Origin of the sequence: Mesorhizobium sp. M0598, assembly GCF_040320865.1 — a bacterium.
In the GTDB taxonomy this organism is placed as follows: domain Bacteria; phylum Pseudomonadota; class Alphaproteobacteria; order Rhizobiales; family Rhizobiaceae; genus Mesorhizobium.
The window spans coordinates 173367-196973 of sequence record NZ_JAMYQL010000004.1 but is presented as its reverse complement, the minus strand read 5'-3'; the positions used below and the strand labels follow the sequence as shown (position 1 = coordinate 196973).

Sequence of the window (23607 nt, the reverse complement as noted above, 5' to 3'; positions counted from 1 at the left end):
CCCATGGTTCTCACCGTCATGAACCGCTTCGCCGAGCTTCTCGACCGCCTCGTCCTGACGCCGTCGCGCAACGGCAAGCTGACGCTTTTGACCGATTATTTCCGCAGCGTCGAGGATCCGGACCGCGGGCTGGCGCTGGCGGCCATCACCGGCGATCTGTCCATCGCCGCGGTCAAGCCGGCGATGCTGCGCACACTGGTGATCGAGCGCATGGATCCGGTGCTGTTCGGCTATTCCTACGACTATGTCGGCGACCTGGCCGAGACCGTATCGCTGGTCTGGCCGCAGGCGCCGGTCGACATTGCGAACCACGAGCCGACGCTGGCCGAGGTGGTGGCCAAGCTGCAGGCGGCGAGCCGTTCCGACGGGCCGCAAGTGCTGGCCCGGCTGCTCGACAGCGCCAGCACTTCGGCGCGCTTTGCCATCATAAAGCTGGTCACCGGCGGCCTGCGCATCGGCGTCTCGGCGCGGCTTGCCAAGCAGGCGCTGGCCGATTTCGGCAAGGTCGAAATCGCCGAGATCGAGGAACTCTGGCACGGGCTGACGCCGCCCTATCTCGCGCTGTTCGCCTGGCTGGAGGGTAAAGCGGAAAAACCCAGGAAGACGGCGCTGGCGCTGTTCAGGCCAGTGATGCTGTCGAATGCCGTCGGCGACGGCGACCTCGAAAAGCTCGACCCGGCCGACTACGCGGCCGAATGGAAATGGGACGGCATCCGCGTCCAGGCGGTTTGCGAAGGCGGCATTCGCCGGCTCTATTCGCGCACCGGTGACGATGTCTCGGGTGCCTTTCCGGACCTTGCGGAGGCGATGGATTTTTCCGGCGCCCTCGACGGCGAGCTTCTGGTCGGAGACCCCAGGCAGGCGACGGGCACCTTCTCGGACCTGCAGCAGCGGCTGAACCGCAAGAGCGTGTCACCCAAGATCCAGCAGCAATACCCGGCCTTCATGCGCTGCTACGATGTGCTGCAGATTGGTGACGAGGATGTGCGCGGACGTCCGTTCCGTGAACGGCGTGGCCGGCTCGAGGCCTTCGTCAGGACACTCGATCCGAGCCGCTTCGATCTGTCGCCGCTGGTCGAATTCAGCAACTGGCAGGCGCTGGAGGAGTTGCGCCGCAAGCCGCTGCATCCGGTCATCGAAGGCGTCATGCTGAAGCGCTGGGATTCGCCCTATGTGGCCGGGCGGCCGAAGGGCCCGTGGTTCAAATGGAAGCGCGATCCGCACACGGTCGACGCCGTGCTGATGTATGCCCAGCGCGGCCACGGCAAGCGTTCGAGCTTCTATTCCGACTACACATTCGGCGTCTGGTCCGGGCCGGAAGGATCGGAGGAGTTGGTGCCGGTGGGAAAAGCCTATTTCGGCTTCACCGACCAGGAACTGAGGCAGATCGACAAATATGTCCGCGACAATACGATCGAGCGCTTTGGCCCGGTCCGCTCGGTGCGTGCCGACCGCAGGAACGGGCTGGTGCTTGAGGTAGCCTTCGAAGGGCTCAACCGCTCGACGCGGCACAAATCCGGCGTTGCCATGCGCTTTCCGCGCATTTCGCGGCTGCGCTGGGACAAGCCGGTGGCGGAAGCCGACCGCATCGAGACGCTGCAGGCGCTGCTCGATAGTTAATGCATGTCGCGCAAAAAGTGTGCAGCGGTTTTGCGGTAACGACATGCATCAAAACAAGAACCTAAAGTGCGTCGCATGAGGCCGGTCCGAACGCGACGTGCTTTAGGGAACGACTGAAACGCGGATCTCGTAGATGTCGACCGCCTTGCCCTGCTTGTCGAAGTCGGAATTGATGGCGATGGTGCCGGCAGCACCCGGACGCTTGTCGGGAAAGCGCACGTCGAACAGATATTCATTGCGCTCGCGACCGACCGCATAGCGCTTGCGGCCGCAGTCGCCGAGTTCGCCGAAATTGCAATCGACGGAAATCTGCGTCTCCTGCCCCTCCTCGGAGCGCGCGATGATGTCGAATGTGGCATGCTTGCCGGCTAGTTTTTCCAGCACGCCTTGTCCGACGTCGAAGCTGATGGCCGAGCCGGATGCCCCCGAGCGGATGCGTAGGAAGGAACCGCTTTCGTCCTGGATGACGTCGGCCTTGGCGTCCGACGGTGCATTGACCTGCGTCGGGTCACCCGGCGAAAAAACGTTGATCCAGTCGCGCGCCTGGTCCTCCTCGCCCTGCTTTGGCGGCGAAGCGGTGTCGTCCGGCGTGAAATCTTCGCCATCGACCGTTGGCGGCGCTTCCGGTGGCGCTGTGTCGAGCTCGGTCGCCGATTTGAAGACGCCGGTCTGGTTGGCGAAATAAAGGCCGATGCCGGCGGCTGCGAGCAGCGTCACACCGAAGAAGATCGCGGTCAAGGGCAGGCGCCGCCGTCTCGCCCGCCGGTCGTCGCGGTCGGGCGTCACTTCCGCGTCGTCGGTTTCGACGTCGGCTTCGGTCGGAACCGAGGCCCCCATGTCGATCACCGGCGCCTCGGGAACAGGCGCATCGGGCATGATGTCGGGGACGACCGGCAAGACTCGCGACCGGGGCGCTTCGGATTCGGGCGGCTCCGCCGGACCGTCCACGACGACATCGGGCGACGGCGCGGGCTCGGCTTCGGCTTCGGCCGGAGACTCCACCTCCGGTGCTGCCTCCAAACTGTCGGTCGGCGCGGCGACGTCGGCAACCGCCGGCAGGAATTCCGATTCGATTTCGGTGATCTTCGCCTGGACCGCCTTGCGGCGCTTGATGGCGACTTCCACGGTGACGTTTGGATTGGCCTGCAGGGCACGGTCGAGTGCCGCGAAAGCCGATCGATAGACCCGCTCGCGAAACGCCCGGTCGTCGGCATTGCCTTTCTCGAAGGCATTGCGGATCGCTTTTTCGATCGCGTCCAAGCGAATTCCCTCTGCAATTTCACTCACTTTGTCATGATCGTTAGCCGCAGGCGACCAATCAATCAACAAGCGAGCGGCCGCATTCTGCCTTGCCGAGGGGTACAAAGCTTATTTCGGCGGTTTTCGGTAAAGGAATCAACATTTTTCGCTGATTTTCCGGTCACGGCCAACGTGGCGGTCGCGCGGCGTGCCGATGCGGCATCGCGCGGCCAATGGTAGATCCGCGCGGCGGCTGCCCTTGCGCCCGGCCGGAGGCGGCACGAATTGCCTCGTCCTGAAATCGCGACTGCCATCTTGAATTCGCGGCCGGTTGCGTCTATCACGCAGCCCATCCTGGAAGCTCGGCTTCCCGGGCCGCTTTAGCTCAGTTGGTAGAGCACATCATTCGTAATGATGGGGTCAGGTGTTCGAGTCACCTAAGCGGCACCAACAATTTCCCAGCATTTAGAATCGCTTGCGGTGGGATCGCTTATTTGGGTGCGGCTTCCAAATAAGGAAAGTCGCCCGGTTTAAAGGGGCAATGCGCCCCAAGGGCAAATCGCACCGCCCCGCACAGTTGGGGCGGTGCGCATGGTTCAAGCGCTTACGCGCGGCGTTTTGGCCGAAGCGGGCGACTATATTGCAGCACGATGTACCGCACTTTATGCGGCGTCAGCTCGCGTACAATTTCACACCCGGCCGAAATGAGCCTACGGTAGGCTTCCTTGCGATCGTTTGCCGTGAACAGATCCCACCACTTTTGCTCCAGGATGATGGCCTCGGCGGTGAGTTCAATCCCGCCACACATCCAGAGATCGACAAAGCCGTCTTGTACCTTGCCGCTCGGCATAGGCTGGAGCACCAACTTGGCGGCCTGCCACCCGCCATGATCGTCGATCATCCGGCGGAACACGTGCCCGGTGTATCCGGGTAAGCGACGCGCAGCCGCATCCGCTGCGAGCATGGCTTGATGGAATTCTTTTTTAAGTTGAGCAGTCATCATCGACAACTTCCTTTCGAAAAACAGCGGTCTTGAAACCGCCGGCATTTTCTCGAGGAGGTGGCCGGAACTCGTGGGAGCGTTCTTGCTCGCGCCTAAACCAGACCATGGGACGAATATCGAGTCAAGGCGCGTTAACCACCGCACAAGCTGCTCCTGTTCTAAATCCGATTATCGGTCTACAAAGATCTCGCAGGGCATTCGCAGCCCCCGGTCCTCGGCATCACGTCCCGCGCCGACCTACCGGAGCAACGCAACGGTTGGACAAAATCTCAATGGAGATACCGTTGCCATGTCTATCCTCAACACACGTGAAGACCGCGCCCGCCGCCAGCTTGCTCGGCTGGGCTTTCGCCTCAACAAGACGCCAAGCCGATCATGGCTTCGGGCCGAGTATGGTCCCGGCTATATGATCCTCGACGGCAACACCGTCGTATCAGGATGCAGCGACCACGAGTATTCCGACACGCTGGAAAGGGTGGAGGAGTTCATATTGCTGCGGGCCGAGGGGGCCGGGCCCACAGCGTGAGGGCCATGCGCGTCGCCCCAAGTGTGCGGGCGGCGCGCTTCCCGGTCCGGGGCGTTAAACGGACTTCGAGAACACCACCTCCAAAATTTTGATACAAGCTGCAGGCAAACCGAAAAACCAGCCAAGAAACTTGAACGTTCTCTGTTCGTACATTCTGGCAAGTAAAAATGAAGCAACATGTTTCATTACGTTATGGAATATTGCCATTGAGGCAATAAATACAGCGCACACCAAATGAATTATTCCTGGGGTGATCGCGCATACCATTGCCATTATGGATACAATATAAGTCGTATATTTTGACGACGTGTAAAGTTCGGCGTGAATTGATGGGATTATAACACTCGGGTGACGGACTACATGTTCGATTGCCAGAAATGGTTGATAAACCGCAAGCCATCGGTTCGTGTCGATCTGACCAAGATATACGCCCTCAAGGTAATCCCTTGTGAGTTCAAGGTTGACCGACAGAGCTGCAATCAGTGTCGCCACTACCAACATATCAATAGCTACAATGAACAAGTAGAATATGCCATTCTTAAGGCGGGCGCCTATAGACAGCAACGCAATGGTGAAGCCCATGGAGATGACTGCAACTATCATGCTGGGGACGAAAAAACCCATTAGCAGGAAGGCCGGAAATCCTACCAGAGACACATTCAGTGGATCGCTAAATGGTATGAAGAGATATGGCACGAGCGCTATGGCAGTCGCATACGCGGCATAGAGGGCTACGTTGAGGTAGAAACGCGGATTGTTGACGCTAGCCCCGAAGATGGCTTGCAACCATGAGAATGCTATATCGCGCTCGATCGTTGCGAAATTCCAACAGGTAAGTTCACGAACGCCTTCTGAGAGAGCGTGCACTTTTTCGTCCATGCGATCCTGGGAGGTTTTTGGGATCAGGTATACGCAGCTAGTCGCGGCGACCGCCAATATCATCAGAGTTGCGAAGATCTGATTCAGAACCATTTCACGATCCCGGGCGTCAATGCATCGTCCCAAGCGCCACCGCGGCGAGCAGATAGGACAGAGCGATCATCATGTAGGCAATCTGGAGAGAGGTCATCTGGAGCGAATCCTTGGTTGAAGATGACTCCCTACATACTCTCACTTTTCCTGCCCATTGCTACTTCTCTGCATCTGTTAACAGCGAAACGGCTTCCATACCCGCTATTCACAGCAAATTTGGTCTGTCCACAGGCCACGCGGCTTGACAGCCTTTTTGCTCTTGATCCCGCCGACCCTCGCTTTTGGCAAGGGTGCTGTTGTCAGTGCGGCCGCTTCAGCCCCGACTGAAGCTGACTGAAGTGATTGCCGGCGGCGGGGGCAGCGCGCTTTTCCAGATAAGCTGCCCCTTCGTTGGTGACGAACTGCTGGACCAGTGCATCGACCGTCAGTAGCCCGCGCTCGGTTCGCGCATGGACGACACGCTTCTTTTTGCGGTCATCAGATTCCCCCACCTCGAAGTCATTTTCGTCCTTCAGCAGTGAGATAACACCTTCTACCAACCCGCCCTTGACGCCAGCTTTCACGAGCGAATGACGAAGGGTGGTAGAGACAGCATAGTCGCGTGACGCTTGCTTCTCAGCCGCCACCATCGCAGGACCTTCAACTTTCAGCGTCGCTAGAGCGGCGTCAAGGCGGGCGATCTCAGCCTTTGCCTCGGTGACATAGTCTGCGGCACTGGCACACAGTATGAAGTCATAACCCTCGCAATCGTCATCGTCCTCGTCAACCGGCCGGTAGGCGACGCGATATTCTTCTGGGACTAACGCAAGGCCGGCCGCAGTGACCTTTTTGCTAAGGCGAAGGCCATCAGTGTAGTGGCTGAAGCTTCCATTGCCCATATTCATGCCTCCTGTTGATGTGCCGCCAGCGCGCTTTCGCGCCTCGTGCGAGCAGCGATTGCGCCGTTGGCAAATGTGGTGTCGGCCGCCTGCTCAACGAGCTTGACGAATGCCTTGCCGCCGGTGTCTGCCGCAGCGCGCATCTTCTTCAAGCGCTCTAGACGGGCTATTTCGGCTGGGAAATGTTTGGTCTGGAACCGGTGCCGAAGCGCGGCAAGCTCAGCTGACTTCATCCCCGATAGTATTGCTGGCGCGCGCAGTGCTGCGCCGATGATAGTCATATCGTCGGACTCGAATGCCTCAGCGAAAGCTTCGCTGCGTTCGTCAGACGTCATGGTCTTGAGGGCATAAAGAATCTGCTTGTCGAACTTCTCGCCTATGTCTGCGTTCGGCAGGGGAGCGAACGTTGCCTTTTGGATCGAGGCGATTGTGGCGTCCGCCTTCTCCTGAGCATCGATCAGCCGCGCCGCAACACGCTCGCCTGTCTTTTTCGCGGCGGTAGCGACTTGGATTGCGGCGGCAGCTGGCGTCTGCGAGGCGTCCCCGTAAACAGTGTTGGCGAGAGCGACCAGCGCGTGGGCCTCCTCCCGTGCGACCCGCATAGCTCCTGATAGGGCGACATGCTCCAGGTCGGGTTCCGGCTTATCGTTGCCTCTCTGCCGTTCGGCAAAGTGGTCGATTGCCAACTCATTGATTGAGGGCGAGACGTGCAGTTTCAGTTCTTGTTCGGCGACGGTTGCCATTGTTCTTCTCCTTCAAAGTGGTGATCGATTTTGGACGACGAGCAATGCAAACGAGGCGCGTGCAACGCCGGCCTCGATCTGGACAAATCCGCCGCTCGACAATTGGCGTCGGCGTGGTTCCAGCATGATGCGCGCCACGTCGCCGTCGCGGCTCATGTACGTGCCCTTGAAGCCGTCAATCGTCACTGCATCGCCCGACTCGAAAACAGGCGTCTCCACCGGGATCAGCATTTCGGCATCCTTCTGGAGGCCGGTGAAAGTGCCCTCGCTGTTTTTGCGGATCAGCTTCGCGTCCTGTGTCCCGGATGCGTTGCCAACGAACGAAAGCACGCACCACCGCAACCCTGATGCCGACACGACGATATCGCCGACAGCTACGGTCATCAGATTTCCTCCGGCCGCGCTATGCGGCCCTGCACTTGAGAAAAATCGATGGGCGGCTTGCCGTCCCGGTCACGCTGCATCAGCAGCGCGAATTGCCAACGCCACAAAATGAGGTGGTCGGTGCTGCCGCCGTCGCTATCATATTGCACGGCGACGAACAGGTCGTTGAAGCCCGACGCTTTGACCAGCATCTTGCCGTCATGCGTCTCCGCGAAGGGGTGAACGTCTGCCGTAGCGGGCACCGCGAAATAGAGCGTGTCCTGTTTCACAAGCGACACCGAACCATTCAGGTATCCGGCTGATGAGTAGCCGACTTCAAAGTCGTTCCGCTGCCAACCCTTCCGGATGTCGCATTGGGGGCGCAGGGTGAACAACAAGACCGGGCCGGCATCGCTTTCGATAGCGCGAATCAGAAAAAAGTGACGGCCCTTGCCGAGAGCGCGTTCGTAGGCGCCTTCCTCGACCGCATAGCCGATAATCCACCTGTGCCCACGCCGTGATTTTATGATGTCGCCGCTACGCATGTTTCATCGCCTCGAATAGTCGATCTCGTGGACAGGGCGGTCATGGTGGGCAGCGTCCTTGGCCGAAGGGCCGGAGCCTCTGCCGCTTGCCTTAGACATGAGTGCATGGAGCTCACGAGCCTGATCTTCCAGCAGGCCCTCCATGCCGAACTTGTCGTACTTGTCGCACAGGGTGCGAAAGCGTTGCTGCTCCGCAGGATCAAGCTTGCTCATTTCCAGGATTGGCGTGGTGTCGCGAGGGGGATCAACCCGGCTGAGGCCCAGCGTCTCGAAGATGCGCCGAAGGCTGTTCGCGATAGTCTGGTAAGCGAGCAGTGCAGGCAGGCTAGCTGTGCCTTCCTTCGCAAACTCAAGCTCCCATTGCTCCATCACGATGATGATGTTGGCGGCGCTCTTGACCAAGACGTACTGCGACTGTGTGACGTGACCGGGTCCACCGAGGTCCGCGACATGATTTGCGATTAGGTCATGCAGTCGCCGCGCCCACTTCGACCGCCCGTCGATCCCTGGCAGGATCTCCTTGCCGTTGGTGACGCGGGTCTGAAACTGCCGGCTTCGGGGACGTGGGTAATTGCTGGCCATTGATGACGTGGTCTCTTTCAAGGGGCAAAGCACTCACTATCATCCAGCAATGCACTAGCTATCGAGGGCCTAGCTTTGAAGCAAAACTAGTGAGCCAGCTAACAGTATATTAGCTGTTGTGAAGCGTAAAGCTGAACATTTACAGCGCGTTATGACGCAAGTTGTTTTAGCAATAAGGAAAATCGGCTAGAAGGGTGGCCTTTCGGGACTGGTGTCCGAAGACGCTGCCGCTATGCGTGCGGTGCGAAGCCGGGGCGCAGAAAAATAGCGCTGCCGCTCGGAATTCGTGATCTTCCGATATTTCCGGGAAACGCGGGGCGATATTCCCTCCAGTGCAAAAACACTGCAAAAGCTATAAGTGCATATATAGGGTTTGCAGTGTTTTACGGCCGGAGGGACTACCGCTGTCCTGCCCCCTGCCAGTCCCGGCTAAACTCAAGTGCCCTTTGGCGCGATGACGCATAGACGGTGCCCGGTGTCACGCCCTGCACGTACACCGGCACCGCTCCCAGCAGCTTCTTGAAGTCTCCGTCGCCCCGCTTCTTGAAGTCATCGATAGTGTTGTCCACCGCTCGAACCGTCACACCAAAGCGCTGTGCCAACCACTTCCGTTTCTGGATCGGAAGAACACACCCAAGCTCGTCATACCATTTTTTGAGACGACTGCCGGGGCCGCCACCACCGCCCCTCTCGCCCGTGCGTCCGACGACATCCTTATACGGCGCCAACTCATCAACGATGATGCCCGGCAACGGCACCTCGGACAGAACGCAAACGAATGCGCACGGGCCAGGTCTAAGCCATTGCGCCGATTGATCGGCCAAATCGCCATCATATCCCCGAAACACCAGCCGGAGCCTATCAATTGCCTGGACGCTTTCTGCCTCGGTGAACTGCCGCCGTATTGCCTCCACCAACGGATCGACATGCCGGATGGCATTGATGCCCTGCCTGTCCTCGTAGCTGGATAGATCGTAGCCAACGAGGGCTTCGGTGTAGCTGCCCGGACACGACAGAGGTTCCAAGCTGTCATAGGCCAGCGCCTTGGCATAGCGTTCTGCCTCTAGCGCCCTGATCTGCATGCGCGCGGCAATCAGGATCCAGTCGTGATCCTTGTATCTGTCGATGCCTCGCAGATTGCCGAAGTAGATGAGATCAACTCCCTCGGGGAGCATCCGTTGCAGGCCAAGCTCCAGCGATTCCTTCGTTGCGACCACTAAGCCCCGCCTGCCGCGCCTGCTTGCCATATCGCCCGCCACGCGGGCCACTTCCTCGCGGTATTTGTCGGTGGAGATGTTTCCGATCTTGCTCATCGCACCGCTGTTGCCGGTGGTCTGGATGACATAGGCATTGCGCTCAGCTTCAATCGTTACCTGCTCAATGCCGGGGAAGCTGTATGCCATCAGACTCGCATCGCCAGTTGCGTCGAGCATCAGGACCGGCAAGTCCTGCCGAAGCAGTTTCACCTTTGGCCGGTGCTGAAGGAATATCAGCTTCGTCGTATGTGCCGGAACCTTCTCGGTCGCCGCGACCGCCACTTCGGGCGCAAACGTGAATGACCGCGTGCCATGCGTCCGGCCTGCCTTCATCTCGTTCTTGAGGTTCCGCAGCATGCGGATGGTGGTCGATTTGCTGCGCTCCTTCTTAAAGGCAGAAGCGTTTTTGGCCAGCTTCGTGCTGTCGATGCCCGGATAGGCGACATTGCTCCGCGAAGCCCTGTCGGCTTCCTCCATAGCAACCTGTTCATCGCGAAGCTGTTGCCACGTAAGGCCCATCGCTAAGAGCGTCTGGATCGGGTCGGCTTTTGGGTCGTCGGACAGCACCGCATGGAGGCGCGCCAGATGCTCGCTCTGCAACATGTCGTCGAATGCGATGCCGCCGCCGGTGCTGGTCAGTTTGCTGAGCATCGATTCATCGACAACCAGCAGGTCGGCCTTGCCGAACAGTTCCTGATCTAGCGTGAGCATGGCCATGTCGTGCGTCATGAAGACGATATCCGCGCTTTCATCAGCCTGCGCGTAGTACCGGCAACCGTTCTCATAGTGCTCACACAGGTGCAGGGTCTTCGTTTCCTCATCGTACCGTTTGCAAAGGGAGCTTTGGATGTAGAGCCCGGCACTGGCGGCGATTTCAACGTCGCGGGGCTTGAGGCAGGGTGTGTTCTCTGGGTCCTTCGCGAGCCCATGCGTGCGGCCCCGTATCACAATGCCCCGCCCGCCCATTGCCCGGTACTTAAGGGCCAGTTCTCCACACAGCTCTATGGTCGGGCAGAGGTAGAAGACACGGCGTTTCAAATCCCCTCGGGCTACGCTGGACTTGAACAGGTCGGCGAGCAGGGCCAGCAACATCGTGCTCTTGCCCAAGCCGGCAGAACCGGCAATGAGACGTCGGGGAACAGTGGCTTCAAGCGAAGGACCTTCCGCTAGATACGCATCCATCTGTGCCACTGGATCCCAGAAGGGCAGAGCTGTCAGGAAACCCATCAACTCGCGTCGCAACGTTTCGGTCGCGGCATAGGGCGTCATCGGATCGGAGCGCCGGTTTGGAGCTATCCCCGGAACTAGGCCACGCTTCTGCCTGCCCGCTCGGATTTTCCTTTCGTGCTTCTGGGCACGGGCAATCTGCTTGGTCAGAAATCTTTTAAGTTGGGTATCGTCGCTCCACTGCCATCTGCCCTTGTGCGGTCGTGTAAGGTCCACCTGGGCCCGAACCCAAGCCGTCGCGTGGGCAAGTAGGATTGCAGCCTCTGTGCCCTCTGGGTGTGCTGTAATAGTCGCGGCCACAACAGCCGTGATGAAGTTGTCGCGGTTGTCGCGCACAATTCCGTCTGAGTCGTAGCTGAAATTGAGAGCGGAGCGGAGCTTCGGGAAATTCATTAGCCGACGTCATTTACTGGTTAGAATCGCGCGGCTATATTGTGGGGGAGTTGGTCCAAGGTCGGTCCGCAAGACACCTCGGCTCCTTCTTTTTCGTCCAATACCAGTTCCAGCGCCGGTCCCTGAGGACCGGCGTTTTTTTTGTTCGACCAAAGGCTAAGCGTATTCGCGTGTAGAGCGGTACTCTGCCCGGCTTTTCAGCCATTCGCGCAGTGAGTCACGCCGATAACGGATGTTGCGCAGTCCAATGCGAATGAACGGGGGGCCGTAGCCTTTCGTGCGTCCGATCTCAAGCCACTGGGTGCTGACGCCTAGAAGCTTTGCGGTCTGAGCCGTATTCAGAAGGTCCTCGTCGTCACCAACCACGGCAGCGACAAGGCTGTCGGCCCGTTTATCGAGGTGCAGATTCAGTTCCATAGCAGGCGTCCTTTTGCTTTTTGCCAAGGACGCGCGGGGGCTGAAAAAACAAAAAGCCCTCGCGCGCATATTGCACACGAGAGCCTGTCGTTTGGATGGATCGTATATACGGGCACGATCCCGAAAGGCCCTATGCCACCTCAGCAGGTAGCCTACGGACTGCACTACAATAGGGGCGCTAAATAAAACCCACAAGTGGAACGTTTGCTCACGCCAACACAGCCACCTTTTCCTCATCAATGGGAACGATGCCGCATAGCTGTTTCAGGCTGTCCGTCACCTTCTGAGCCGGAGCGCGAAGACGTTCAACCCTCATCTGCACATATCCCTCTGTCACGTCCTTTCCGAGGGAATGGTTGACCAACGCCTTCAACGCCATCGGGCTAATTTCCGTTTCCTCTGCCACGGTGATAAACGTGCGGCGCAGATCGTGCACGCACACGCTGACACCGCAGGCCTTGCCGACAGCATCCAGAGGAAACTTCGGCTCGGCAATGTAGCCGGTCTTCTTGCCATGCGAGGGGAAGACGTAGCCGCTTGGCTCTTTTCCAACGCTTCGGCGAGCGACAAGCAGATTGCGAACGAAGTCCGTCATAGGCAGATCAAGCTTCCGCTTTGCCTTGGTGTTGTCCGCTGGAATCCGGACCAGCTTTTGGTCGAAATCGATATGCTCCCATTTGAGCATCGCGGCCTCGCGTCTCCGTAGGCCGGTGAACAGAACGAACAGAATGTAGTCGCGAGCAACGGGATTGGGCAGGGCGACGACGGCATTGTAGAAAGCTGGCATGTCAGTTGTTTCGACAATCCGATCCCTGCGCTTTTCCTCAAACCAATCCCCGCGCAGATTAACTGGATTGGCAGCGAGCGAGGGATCGTTCTTCGCGGCAAAGTTCCAGAGGAGGCGAAGAGTTCGCATCGCGGCGTTGGCGCTGCTCTCGCCCTTCCCGCCCCCTGCCTCGGCTATCTCCTTGGCAATTGCAGCGTGGCGGTCCTCGACAGCCTTGCGAGTGATGAAAGTCAGCGGCTTCGACAGCCAGGCACTGAGATGCCGCTCGACCATCGTCCTATAGTTCTGCACCGACGCCTCGCTGAGCTTCTCGCCCTTCTTTTTGAGATAGCCATCAAGCGTTGACTGAAGGGTGGCAGAACGCAGCTTCGGATCTCGCCCCTTGCGCAACTCGACCAGCATCTCAGCAGCTTCTTCCCGCGCCTTTGCGAGGTCGATCTCATTTGCTGCCGCGACAGTGACGCGGCGCGTTCGTCCGTCGGGAAGTGTGCGCTGGACGATGTATGTTTTTGAGTTGGTGACGCCCGAACAAAGGACGCCAAACCCTTTCAGATCGGCATCCCAATGCAACACTTGTTTGCCGCTGGGATCTGGCGCTGCCAGCCGATCGATAACCCGTTCTGTAAGCTTGATACGCGCCATAACACTTCTCCTGGTTGAACCTTGGACGGAGCAGTCCAAATAAGGAAAACCACCTTATTTGCGCTACCGTAGGTTGTTTTACAATCAGGGGATGTTATGTGGAGTTCGCCATAAAATACAGCGAAATCAATGTATTGGCTGGTCAGAAACATTATTTTTAAAACACGCTATTCGTGTATGGAGCTAATTCGTAATGATGGGGTCAGGTGTTCGAGTCACCTAAGCGGCACCAAAATTCTCGATGAATTAAACGGGACCATTTCACAGATCAACTCGATGGAACGTCGCTATCACCCAGCGACGCCACGGTCTTCAGCGCGCCGTCGAGCATGTCGCCCTTCTCGTCCTTCAGCGCGGCTTCGCGCAGGCGCCGGATCCAGTCGGCGGCGTCCGGGCGGCCCTTGACCAGGTCGAGTGCCGACAGCACCCGGTCGAATTTCGACTGCGCGCGGGCGTGGGTGTCGCTGTAGCCCTTGATCAGCCGGCGGCAGTTGAGGATCTCCGTGCCAAGCGCGTAGTCCTGGCCGACTTGGCCCAGCGCCAGCGCATACCAGCGCTCGAGATGCGCGGTCTCGACCTTGTGGCGCAGCAGGCGGCGGCGCCAGCGGCGCAGGCCGCCGATGAACCACAAAGCGGCAAAGCCGGCGAAACTGTCGGTGCGGATATGGCGGCCGCGGTTGATGCGGCGGTCGAGGAAGGCGGCGAGCTTCGGCCGCGCCTCGATGTAGCTGCCGAGCCCGGCCGGCAGCGTGCCGCAGAATTCCTCGATGCGCGGATGGAAATATTCGGTCACCTGCAGGACCGAGCCGTCCTTGACGCCAACCTCACGGCGTACGCGTCGGTCGCGGCTAGAGCGCGTCTTCAGGTCGGCGACGCGGATCATGTCGTCGTAGCACATGGCGTTGGCCAGATGCTTGGCGGCGGCGATCGACAGCGCGTAGGCGTGTTCGGCATCGTCCAGAGCGACGACCCGGTCGAGCCTATCGAGATACTCGCCGCCATAAGCAACGTCCTGATAGTCGACCACTTTTTTCAGGCCGCGAAGCGCCATGTCGGCGACAGGAGCCGGCAAAGCATCGACCCGGGCGGCCAGTTGCTGCCAGCCTCGCAAGAGACTTTGCGGGCCGCTCACCTTTGCCGTTGCGCCCGAGCCGGTTTCAGCGGCTGCCGGCCCTGCAGTCTTGTCGCCCGAAGGCGCACTCGCGATGCCGCGCGCCCGATCGTAGGCGGCGCCGAAGGCGGCGAGGCTGGCCTTGACACCACGGCCGCCGGCGCCGATCGCCTGCTCGTAGCTCTCGCGTGTAAACGGCAAGGCGTCGGAGCCGGCCAGCGCGCCGAGCAGGCTGGCCGAGATCATCGAGCCATTGTCGGCGGCGATCTTCTCCATATCGAAGGCGATGAAGCGCTTGGCCGCGGCTTCCGCCGTGGCATGCACCTTGGAGGACGAGGCGCGGCCGTCGCCGGGCTCGATCTTCTCCGAGACCGCGGCGATGCGGTGCGACGAGGCGATCAGCGTGGTGCGCTCGGGCGTGACGAAGCCGCGGATGATGGCGCGGCCGGCCTCCATCAGTTCGGCGGCAATCAGGATGTCGACGTCGCCCTGCGACGGCGACAGCGCGAAGACCGGCAGGCGGCCGGTGTCGCGGCACATTTCGACATAATAGATGGTGGCGCCGGTGCGCTGGGCGACGCCGGCGACCGAGGTCGATTGCGCGACGTAGCCGTTGCGCTCGGCGACGTCGGTGATCCAGTCGGCCAGCACGCCACCGCCCTGGCCGCCGACCGCCAGCACGGCGAGCTTGATGACGCGCTCGTCGTCCGGCGCGCCGGCCTTTGAACGGGTTGATGGAACGGCGTCAAGCATCGGCGAATATCAGGCGCCGGCTTTCACGGCGCCGCTGCAAGAGACCGATCATGGCGCGACGCGCGGCTTCAAGGAAACGGTCCCAGCGGCTCGGATTGTGCACGACATCGGCGCGGTAGAAGGACGGGCACAGCACCGCAGCATCGGCAACCTCGCCGCAATTGCCGCAACCGACGCAGCTCTGGTCGATATGCGCCACCGGATCGTCGCGCAGCGGATCGTCGAGCGACTTCACCGAAAGCGACGGACAGCCGGACAGCCGCATGCAGGCATGGTCGCCGGTGCAGATGTCCTCGTCGACACCGAATTTCGGCTTGACTATGCGCGTCCCGCCCTTGATCGCCTTGTCGACCAGCGGCTTTTCGCGGCGCTGCCGGTTGAGCATGCATTCGGACGAGGCGACAATGACTTTCGGGCCCTTCTCGTCCGTCGTCAGCGCCTCGCGCAGCGTGTCTTGCATCTTGGTTACGTCGTAGGTGCGGTCGATGTGGCGCAGCCATTTGACGCCCATGCCCTTCACCGCCTCGGTGATCGGGTGCTTGGTCGACTTGGTCTTGTTGCCGGCGCGGGACGACAGGATGTCCTGCCCTCCGGTCGCGGCCGAATAGAAATTGTCGACGATGACGATGACGCCGTCGTTCTTGTTGAACACGGCATTGCCGACCGAGGAGGTCAGGCCGTTGTGCCAGAAGCCGCCGTCGCCGACGAAGGAGATCGAGCGGCGCTTGGCATCGGGCGAATTGAACGCCGAAGCCGAGGCCGGCCCCAGCCCGTAGCCCATGGTAGTGGCACCTAGCTCGAAAGGCGGCATGATCGAGAACAGATGGCAGCCAATGTCGGAGGCGATGTGGTGCTTGCCCAGCTCCTGCTCGACCAGCTTGGTGGCGGCGAAGATCGGCCGCTCCGGGCAACCGACGCAGAAGCCGGGCGGCCGGCCCGGGACGACGTTGATCAGGTCGGCGGTGTCGAGCCCGTCGCCGATCTTGTTCGGCGCGCGGACCTCGCTTGGCAGCAGATGCGGGATGGTGGAACGCAGGAACGATCCGATGCCGTCGAGCATCACCTGGCCGGTATATTCGCCGGCCATAGGCAGATGTTCCTTGCCGACGAGCTTGGTGCCGCGGCCGGCCTTGTGCAGCATCGCGGCAAAGGCCTGTTCGATGTAGTTGGGCTGGCCTTCCTCGACGACGAGAACGGCGTCCTTACCCTCGCAGAAGGACAGGAACTCGTCATCGACTAAGGGATAGACGGCGTTGAGCACATAGAGCGGCACGTCGGTATCGCCATAGGTGTCGGCGAGGCCGAGCCGCTGCAGCGCCCGGATGACGGAATTGTACATGCCGCCCTGCATGACGATGCCGACTGCGCCGTGCTCCGGGCCGAAGAATTCGTTGATCTTGTTGGTGCGGATGAAATCCACCGCCGCCGGCCAGCGTTTCTGCACCTTTTCCTTCTCGTGCAGGAAGGACGCGGGCGGCAGCACGATGCGGCCGGTGTCGCGGCGCGGCGCCTCGAGCGCATCGGCCACAGTCATTGCCGGGTTCTTGTTGTCCTTGGCGATGAAATGGCCGTGGACATGGCAGCAGCGGATGCGGACCTGCAGCATGACCGGCGTGTTGGAAACCTCGGACAGCTCGAAGCCGTCCTCCACCGCCTTGACGATCGACGGCAGGTTCGGCCGCGGGTCGAGCAGCCAGACCTGGCTTTTCATGGCAAAGGCGTGGCTGCGCTCCTGCATGATCGAGGAGCCTTCGCCGTAATCCTCGCCGACGATGATCAATGCACCGCCGGTGACGCCGCCGGAAGCGAGATTGGCGAGCGCGTCGGAGGCGACATTGGTGCCGACCGTCGACTTGAAGGTCGCCGCGCCGCGGATAGGATAATGCACCGATGCCGCAAGCATGGCGGTGGCGGTCGCTTCCGAGGCGCTCGCCTCGAAATGCACGCCGAGCTCGCCCAGGATATCCTGCGCGTCGGCCAGCACGTCCATCAAATGGCTGATCGGCGCGCCCTGATAGCCGCCGACATAGCCGACGCCGCATTGCAGCAGCGCCTTGGTGATGGCGAGAATGCCTTCGCCGGAAAACTCCTCGCCGGCGCCGAGCCTGAGCTTTTCGACTTCCTTGGCAAAAGACCGTTCGGCCATTTTGGGCTCCTTCCGTTACCGCCCCGATGGCGGCGCGTAAGATCAGATGTCGTGCTTGCGAATGTTCTTCAGCATCTTCTGCAATGTCGCGATCAGCGCCGCGTATTCGGCATCGTCGACATCGTCGAACATTGCCTCGAAAGCGTCGTGCATGGCCGGCCAGGCGCGCGCGAACTCGGCGCGGCCATCGTCGGTCAGGAACACATGGCGGATACGGCTGTCGGTGACCCCCTGCTCGCGCCGCACAAACCCTTGCCCCTCCAGCGTGTCGAGCGTCCGGCTCAAGGTCGACTGCTCGATGACGGTATAGACCGAGAGATCGTTGACGGTGACGCCATCGGTGACCGACAACACGGCCAGCGTGCGCACCTGCGGAATGGTCAGGCCCTGCCTGCGGAAATTGTCGCGCAAGGTGGCGTTGTAGCGGCCCATGATGCGGTTCATCAGATAGGGCGCGAATTGCTGCAGGCCGATCTGGCCCAAAGTCGAGATGCGCTGGCGCTTTTCAACCTTCTGTTCCATCACAGCCTCCCCGCCAGGAGAAAGCCGGAGCCGCCGCCCAAGCCAGCACCCGGATGGGTCGAGGCACCGATGTGGTAGAGACCCCTGACCTCGGTGGCGTGATTGCGGCTCGTCTTGAACGGCCGCCACAGAAACGACTGGTCGATGGCCGAGGAACCGCCATAGGGGTCGCCGCCGACCAGATTGATGTTCATCGCTTCCAGGTCGGCCGGCGAACAGGCGCGGCGTGCGATGACGCTGTCCTTGAACCCATCGATATGGCTGGCGAGGATCGCTTCGGCACGGTCGGCATAGGCTTCGCGCAGCGCCTCGGTCCAGCGACCGTCTGCCGGTGTTTGCAGTTTGCCGGCGGCATCGCCCTTGATATGCCGTGGCGCCTCGGGCAGTTGCAGCCACAGGACCGCCTTGCCGTCCGGGCAGCGCGATGGGTCGAGCGCGTGCGGCTGGCCGACGCACATGGTCGGCACCTCCGGCAGCATGCCGCGCACGGCTTCGTTGCAGGCCTTCGAGACGCCGTCGAGCCCCGGCGTCAGATGCAGCAGCGCGACCTTGTCCAGGCCCTCGCCGCGCCATGCCGGCGGCTTGTCCAAGGCATAGTGGATCTGGAAATTGCCCTTGCCGTAGCGGTATTTTTGCGCTGCCTCGACGTCGGCTTTCGGCGCCGCGTCGCCGAGCAGCCGCTGGTAGAGCTGGGTCGGCGTGACCGAGCAGATGACGCTCTTGTTCATGTTGATCGTTTCGCCCGAAGCCAGCCGCACGCCGGCGGCGCGGCCTCCGCTTTGGACAATAGCCGCGACGTCGGCGCCGGTGCGGATTTCGCCGCCACGTTCCCTGATCAGGGCTTCGAAGGCGGCCAGCAGATTCCTGGCACCGCCCTTGACGATCGGCGCGCCGGCCGCCTCAAGCGCGAAGGCGATGACCTTGGCGATCTGGCCGGAGAACGCGTCCTCAGGCCCGAGGCCGGCATGCAGCACCCAGGGCGCCCACAGCGCGCGCATGGTTTCCGACTGGTAGGTGCTTTCCAGCCAACCGCGCGCCGGCACCAGCGCGCTGCCGAGAAAGGCGGCAAGGCCACGCGGGCCGCGCCGCCAGGCTTCACCCGCCAGCAGCCTGGCCGTCGGGTGGGACCACAGGCTGCCACCGAGCAGTCCGAACAGCAGACCGGCGTTGCGCTCGATCTCGCCGACATCGTTTGCGTGCCGGTCGCCGTCGCCCGCGGCAAGCGCATTGATCGCCGCTACATTGGCGATACGATCGGTGCGCAGGACGGCATGGCTGCCGTCCGGGCGTAGCACACCGGTCGGCGTGGAGGTGTTGCAAAACTCCAGGCCGTGCCGCGCCAGATCCTTGCCCAGCGCCGCATAGGCCGGCGAGGTGATGAACAGGACAAAGGTCGTCGCCATCACGTCGTGGATGAAGCCGGGCGCGGTGATTTCTTCGGTGCGCATGCAGCCGCCGATGCGGTCGTTGCGCTCGAGCACCAGCACCTTCGCCCCCTTGCCGCCAAGCATCGCCGAGCAGACCAGCGCGTTGATGCCGCTGCCGACGACGATGTGATCGGGAGCGCTCATCGATGCGTGCTCCTAGCCGGCAGGAGTTCAATTGCAGAGATTGGCGCTCTACGGCGCCGTAGAGCCGCAGCTTTGCAAGGCTGCCGCTCCCACTCCGTCACCACAGTGCCACTTCCGCACATGATCTTCTCCCGAAGACCGCAGCTACCCTATTGCCTTGGCGCCAACGCCAACGCGCGGATCGGGCTGCCGGTGCCGTGCTCGATCTTGAGCGGCGCCGCGATCAGGATCGCGCCTTTCGGCGGCAGCCGGTCGAGGTTGCAAAGGCTGGCGAGGCCGTAGCGGTTAGCCTTGTGCATCAGGCTATGCGCCGGGAACGGCGGCTCCATTCCCCCTGCTTTGCCAGCATCCGTGCCGATCGTCTCGCTGCCCCAGCCCTTGATGTCCTTGCTAATCAGATACTGGATGGCTTCGGCGGTCGGGCCAGGCGTGTGCGGTCCGGTCTCATTGGCGTTGAGGAACTCGGCTTCCGAGCCGTTGCGCTTATACCAGTCGGTGCGCATCACCACCCACTCGCCGGGGTTGATAGCGCCATGTTCGGCTTCCCATGCCTTGATGTGATCGACGGTGAGCAGGAAATCGTGATCGGCTGCCGCTTGCTTCGAACAGTCGATGACGTTGACCGGGCCGACAAAGTTCTGCGCCGGAATGGTGTCGGTGGCGCCGTCCGGATAATCCTTGCCGGTGATCCAGTGGTTGGGTGCGTCGAAATGGGTGCCCGAATGCTCGCCGAGCTTGAGCCAGTTCCAGGCCCACCACGGGCCATTCTTGTCATAGGCGGAGATGGCGTGGATCTCGATCTTCGGCGTGTCGACCGCCAGTTCCGGTGGCAGCTTGATCAGTGGCGTGTTGGGCCCGAGCGGCGCCGTCAGGTCGACCACCTGGATGGCGCCTGAAAGCAGCTGGCCGGCGACTTCGCCTAGAAGTTGTTGTGTGTCCATGGTCTCTGTTCCCTCTTTCTCGATGGTGCTGAAGGCTCTCGCGGCCCTTAATATCCTACTAGACGAAAACATATGCATCTGCAATTATCTTTAAGCATAAAGGAAATGGGACGGGGCGTGAGCGAGTTCGACGCCATATTTGTCGGGGCAGGCCACAACAGTCTGGCATGCGCCGCGCATCTGGCGCTCAAAGGCTGGAAAACGGCAGTTTTCGAGCGTAATGCAACGATCGGCGGCGCCGTCCAGACGCGCGAATTGACGCTTCCGGGCTTCCGGCACGATTTCGGCGCGATGAATCTCAGCCTGTTCGCCGGCTCGGCCTTTCACAAGAAATATGCAAATGAATTGAAAACCCACGGGCTGGAATTCGTGCCGATGGCCGACTGTTTTGCCAGCGCCTTCCCCGACGGTCGCTGGTTCGGCGTCAGCAGCGACCTGGAAAAGACCGCCTCGAGCATGGCCGCTTTTTCCGACGCCGACGCACAGACATGGCGCCGTCTGGTTGCGGCATTCCCGGCGGAGGCCGAGCATCTGTTCCGGCTGCTGGGCTCGCCGATGAGCGGCCGTGCGCTCGCCGGCACCGCCTGGAACCTCTGGCGCAAGAAGGGTTTTGCCGGCGCGCTCGATACTGGTCGGTTGCTGCTTTCGTCACCCCGCGCCTGGCTCGAGGAGACTTTCCAGTCACCGCATGTCAGGGCGACGCTCGCCACCTGGGGCATGCATCTCGACTTCGCCCCCGATATCGCCGGCGGCGCGGTGTTCCCTTACCTCGAATCCATGGCCAACCAGTGCTTCGGTATGGTGCTCGGCAGAGGCGGCGCCGACACCATCATCCGCGCTCTGTCGGGCATGCTCACGGCCGCCGACGGCAAGATCGTCACCGGGGCTGATGTCGCCGAGATCACGGTTTCGGCCGGCAAAGCGACCGGCGTGCGGCTCGCTTCCGGCGAGACCCACACAGCCACCAAGGCCGTCATCGCCGGTGTCACGCCCAAGGCGCTGACCGGGAAACTGTTGCCTAACGGATCGGGCGACACCGGCTTCGACACGGCCGTGAAAAAATTCCGCCACGCGCCGGGGACGTTGATGATCCATCTGGCGCTCGACGATCTGCCGGACTGGCGCGCCGGCGCCGAGCTTCGGCAGTTCGCCTATGTGCACCTTTCGCCGTCGCTCGACGCCATGTCGCTGACCTACCAGCAGGTGATGGCAGGCATGCTGCCGGATGAACCGGTGCTGGTCGTCGGCCAGCCGACGGCCGTCGATCCCTCGCGCGCGCCGGACGGCAAGCACGTACTTTGGGTGCAGGTGCGCATGCTGCCAGCCGAGATTGCAGGCGATGCAGCGGGCACGATCGCGGCGGCTCACTGGGACGAGGCTAGGGAGCACTACGCCGAGCGCGTCCTCGACATTATCGAGCGCTATGCGCCCGGCCTTCGTCGGAAGATCCTCGGCCGCGCCGTGTTCTCGCCCATCGACCTCGAACGCGAGAACCCGAACCTTGTCGGCGGCGACCAGATCTGCGGCAGCCATCATCTGGCGCAGAATTTCCTGTTCCGGCCGGCGCGCGGTTACGCCGGCTGGAACACGCCGGTCGGCAATCTGCACCTGACCGGGGCGGCAACATGGCCCGGCGCCGGCACCGGGGCGGCGTCGGGCTACATGCTCGCGCAACAACTTGGCGGGAGGTAGGCTCCATTTTTCATCTAGGGTGAAGGAGGACAAGGCGCGGTTGCCCAAGGAGCCTGAACCCACCGATTGACAACGACACCGCGCATAAAAGCAACAGGGGAACGACCATGACAATCAACAGACGAGAATTGCTCGGATATGGCGCGGCCGCACTTGGCGCCACGGCGCTCGGCCTGCCGCAAATCGCCAAGGCTGCCGGCGAACTGACCATCGCCTACAATGTCAATTTGCCGTCCTGGGACCCGACCACCGGGCCTTCGGCGGTCAACCCGACCATCCAGGGTCTCTACCAGTCGGTGTTCGACCAGTTCATCCCGCAGACGCCGGATCTCTCTTTCGCGCCCGGCCTGCTCACCGAATGGGGCTGGAACGAGGATCGCAGCAAGATCATGATGACGGTGCGCGAGGGCGTCACCTGGCATGACGGCTCGCCATTCACGGCCGAAGACGTGGTCTGGTCGCTGCAGCGGGCGGGCGATGAAAAGACCGGCAACCCGATCCAGTTCGTCTGGAAGAACGTCAACAACTTCAAGATCGACGGCAACAAGATCACCGGCGACGTCGTGCAATTCGACCCGGTGTATTTCAAGTGGATGTCGTTCCTGACCGGCTACATCATGCCGAAGGCCTATTACGAAAAGGTCGGCGCCGAGGGTTTTGAGAAAGCCCCGATCGGCACCGGGCCCTATATGGTCGACAAATTCGAGCGCAACGCCTTCCTGCGGCTCAAGGCCAACCCGAACTACTGGGGCGGCAAGCCGGCCTTCGAAAACGTAACCATCAAGTTCGTCACCGATGCGGCGAGCCGCGTCGCCGAGATCGAGTCCGGTTCCTCGCAGGTGACGCTGGAAATCCCCTATGAGGAATATGACCGCCTGATCGCCAAGGATGGACTTGCCGGCTCATGCAAGAACGTCTCCGACATCGGCATGATCTTCTTCAACGACATCGACGTGATGCTGGACAAGAACGTGCGCCAGGCGGCGGTGATGGCGGTCGACAAAAAGCTTTTGGTCGACCGGCTGCTGCGCGGTTACGGCCAGCCCATCGATACGCTGGAGACGCCGGAATACGAGGCCTACGATGCGTCGATCAAGGTGGAGCACAATCCGGACAAGGCCAAGGAACTGCTGGCCGCCTCCGGCTATTCGCCGGAAAAGCCGGTCAAGTTCACGATACAGACGACCAAGGGCTTCAAGCCCAAGGACTACGAGATGATCCAGGCGATCGTCGGCATGTGGCGCAAGGTCGGCATCGAGGCAACGATCGAGGTCTACGAGATCGCCAAGCACTACGAGCTGCGCGCCGCCGACAAGCTGGCACCGGCGGCCTTCTACAATTGGGGCAATGCCATCGGCGATCCCACCACGTCGACCGGCTTTGCCATGTATGGCCCAAGTCCGCATTCGGTATGGGACAGCCAGGACCTGATCGACATGATCAATCCACTATGGGGCGAGAAGGACGAGGCCAAGCGCATTGCCGGCTGGAAGGCCGTCGACAAATACATCGCCGAACAGGCCTATGTGCTGCCGCTGATCCAGTATGCGCAGCCGATCGTGCATGCCAAGGGCGTCAATGTGGTGCAGCATGTGTCGGGCGCACTTCTGCCGGCGCTGATGAGCCCGGCCTGAGACAGTCTTCGGCTTGCCGCGCGCCGTCCGGAATGACGGCGCGC

The 23607-nt window shown here is 61.2% G+C and carries 20 protein-coding genes and 1 tRNA gene; 5 read left to right on the top strand and 16 right to left on the bottom strand.

The genetic code is table 11. From position 1 onward, the window contains the following. Window positions 1-18: 18 nt before the first annotated feature. Entirely contained in the window at window positions 19-1620 is a 1602-nt protein-coding gene (locus NKI59_RS07770) for a cisplatin damage response ATP-dependent DNA ligase (protein ID WP_352703592.1), read from the top strand. 102 nt (window positions 1621-1722) lie between these two features. Here the strand turns inward: NKI59_RS07770 and NKI59_RS07765 are convergent, their stop codons facing one another. Beyond that, window positions 1723-2880 (bottom strand): hypothetical protein, encoded by a 1158-nt coding sequence (locus NKI59_RS07765; protein WP_352703389.1) that lies wholly within the window; start codon window positions 2878-2880, stop codon window positions 1723-1725. A 353-nt stretch (window positions 2881-3233) separates the two neighbouring features. Between NKI59_RS07765 and NKI59_RS07760 the strand changes: the two genes are divergently transcribed. Next, a tRNA-Thr gene (locus tag NKI59_RS07760) sits at window positions 3234-3309 on the top strand. 154 nt (window positions 3310-3463) lie between these two features. Here the strand turns inward: NKI59_RS07760 and NKI59_RS07755 are convergent. Then, window positions 3464-3862 (bottom strand): hypothetical protein, encoded by a 399-nt coding sequence (locus tag NKI59_RS07755; protein WP_352703387.1) that lies wholly within the window; start codon window positions 3860-3862, stop codon window positions 3464-3466. A 289-nt stretch (window positions 3863-4151) separates the two neighbouring features. On the opposite strand from NKI59_RS07755, the gene NKI59_RS07750 reads away from it, so the two are divergent. Beyond that, window positions 4152-4388 carry a hypothetical protein gene (locus NKI59_RS07750; protein ID WP_352703385.1) on the top strand — a complete coding sequence of 79 codons (237 nt, stop codon included), beginning with the start codon at window positions 4152-4154 and terminating at the stop codon, window positions 4386-4388. Between the two features lie 54 nt (window positions 4389-4442). Here the strand turns inward: NKI59_RS07750 and NKI59_RS07745 are convergent, their stop codons facing one another. The 14 genes from NKI59_RS07745 to NKI59_RS07680 form a co-directional block, all read right to left on the bottom strand. Further along, the gene (locus NKI59_RS07745) at window positions 4443-5360 is read right to left on the bottom strand and encodes a hypothetical protein (protein WP_352703383.1); all 918 of its coding nucleotides are present in this window, start codon (window positions 5358-5360) and stop codon (window positions 4443-4445) included. 299 nt (window positions 5361-5659) lie between these two features. Beyond that, window positions 5660-6238, bottom strand: coding sequence for a hypothetical protein (locus tag NKI59_RS07740; RefSeq protein ID WP_352703381.1), 579 nt, complete (start codon window positions 6236-6238; stop codon window positions 5660-5662). A gap of 2 nt (window positions 6239-6240) precedes the next feature. Then, window positions 6241-6981, bottom strand: a complete 741-nt coding sequence (locus NKI59_RS07735; RefSeq protein ID WP_352703380.1) for a hypothetical protein — start codon at window positions 6979-6981, stop codon at window positions 6241-6243. A gap of 12 nt (window positions 6982-6993) precedes the next feature. Continuing rightward, complete coding sequence (locus tag NKI59_RS07730) at window positions 6994-7365, bottom strand: hypothetical protein (protein ID WP_352703378.1); 372 nt, start codon at window positions 7363-7365, stop codon at window positions 6994-6996. After that, window positions 7365-7889, bottom strand: a complete 525-nt coding sequence (locus NKI59_RS07725; protein WP_352703376.1) for a hypothetical protein — start codon at window positions 7887-7889, stop codon at window positions 7365-7367. The genes NKI59_RS07730 and NKI59_RS07725 overlap by 1 nt, the downstream gene beginning before the upstream one ends. A gap of 3 nt (window positions 7890-7892) precedes the next feature. Next, the gene (locus NKI59_RS07720) at window positions 7893-8471 is read right to left on the bottom strand and encodes a hypothetical protein (protein ID WP_352703375.1); all 579 of its coding nucleotides are present in this window, start codon (window positions 8469-8471) and stop codon (window positions 7893-7895) included. Window positions 8472-8869: 398 nt separating this feature from the next. Beyond that, window positions 8870-11347, bottom strand: coding sequence for a DEAD/DEAH box helicase family protein (locus NKI59_RS07715; RefSeq protein ID WP_352703373.1), 2478 nt, complete (start codon window positions 11345-11347; stop codon window positions 8870-8872). Window positions 11348-11503: 156 nt separating this feature from the next. Next, the gene (locus NKI59_RS07710; RefSeq protein ID WP_352703371.1) at window positions 11504-11764 is read right to left on the bottom strand and encodes a helix-turn-helix transcriptional regulator; all 261 of its coding nucleotides are present in this window, start codon (window positions 11762-11764) and stop codon (window positions 11504-11506) included. Between the two features lie 208 nt (window positions 11765-11972). Continuing rightward, complete coding sequence (locus tag NKI59_RS07705; protein WP_352703369.1) at window positions 11973-13193, bottom strand: tyrosine-type recombinase/integrase; 1221 nt, start codon at window positions 13191-13193, stop codon at window positions 11973-11975. Between the two features lie 268 nt (window positions 13194-13461). Beyond that, window positions 13462-15057, bottom strand: a complete 1596-nt coding sequence (locus NKI59_RS07700; RefSeq protein ID WP_352703367.1) for an indolepyruvate oxidoreductase subunit beta family protein — start codon at window positions 15055-15057, stop codon at window positions 13462-13464. Continuing rightward, window positions 15050-17203, bottom strand: coding sequence for a thiamine pyrophosphate-dependent enzyme (locus NKI59_RS07695; protein WP_352703365.1), 2154 nt, complete (start codon window positions 17201-17203; stop codon window positions 15050-15052). Before NKI59_RS07695 ends, NKI59_RS07700 begins: the two co-directional genes overlap by 8 nt. 42 nt (window positions 17204-17245) lie before the next feature. Beyond that, window positions 17246-17725, bottom strand: coding sequence for a MarR family winged helix-turn-helix transcriptional regulator (locus NKI59_RS07690; RefSeq protein WP_023676846.1), 480 nt, complete (start codon window positions 17723-17725; stop codon window positions 17246-17248). Beyond that, a complete protein-coding gene (locus NKI59_RS07685) occupies window positions 17725-19296 on the bottom strand; it encodes a phytoene desaturase family protein (RefSeq protein ID WP_352703363.1) in 1572 nt (523 codons plus the stop codon). Before NKI59_RS07685 ends, NKI59_RS07690 begins: the two co-directional genes overlap by 1 nt. A gap of 149 nt (window positions 19297-19445) precedes the next feature. Then, window positions 19446-20237 (bottom strand): cyclase family protein, encoded by a 792-nt coding sequence (locus tag NKI59_RS07680; protein WP_352703360.1) that lies wholly within the window; start codon window positions 20235-20237, stop codon window positions 19446-19448. Window positions 20238-20354: 117 nt separating this feature from the next. Between NKI59_RS07680 and NKI59_RS07675 the strand changes: the two genes are divergently transcribed. Further along, a complete protein-coding gene (locus tag NKI59_RS07675; RefSeq protein WP_352703358.1) occupies window positions 20355-21929 on the top strand; it encodes a phytoene desaturase family protein in 1575 nt (524 codons plus the stop codon). A gap of 107 nt (window positions 21930-22036) precedes the next feature. Next, a complete protein-coding gene (locus NKI59_RS07670) occupies window positions 22037-23563 on the top strand; it encodes an ABC transporter substrate-binding protein (protein WP_352703356.1) in 1527 nt (508 codons plus the stop codon). Window positions 23564-23607: the final 44 nt, after the last annotated feature.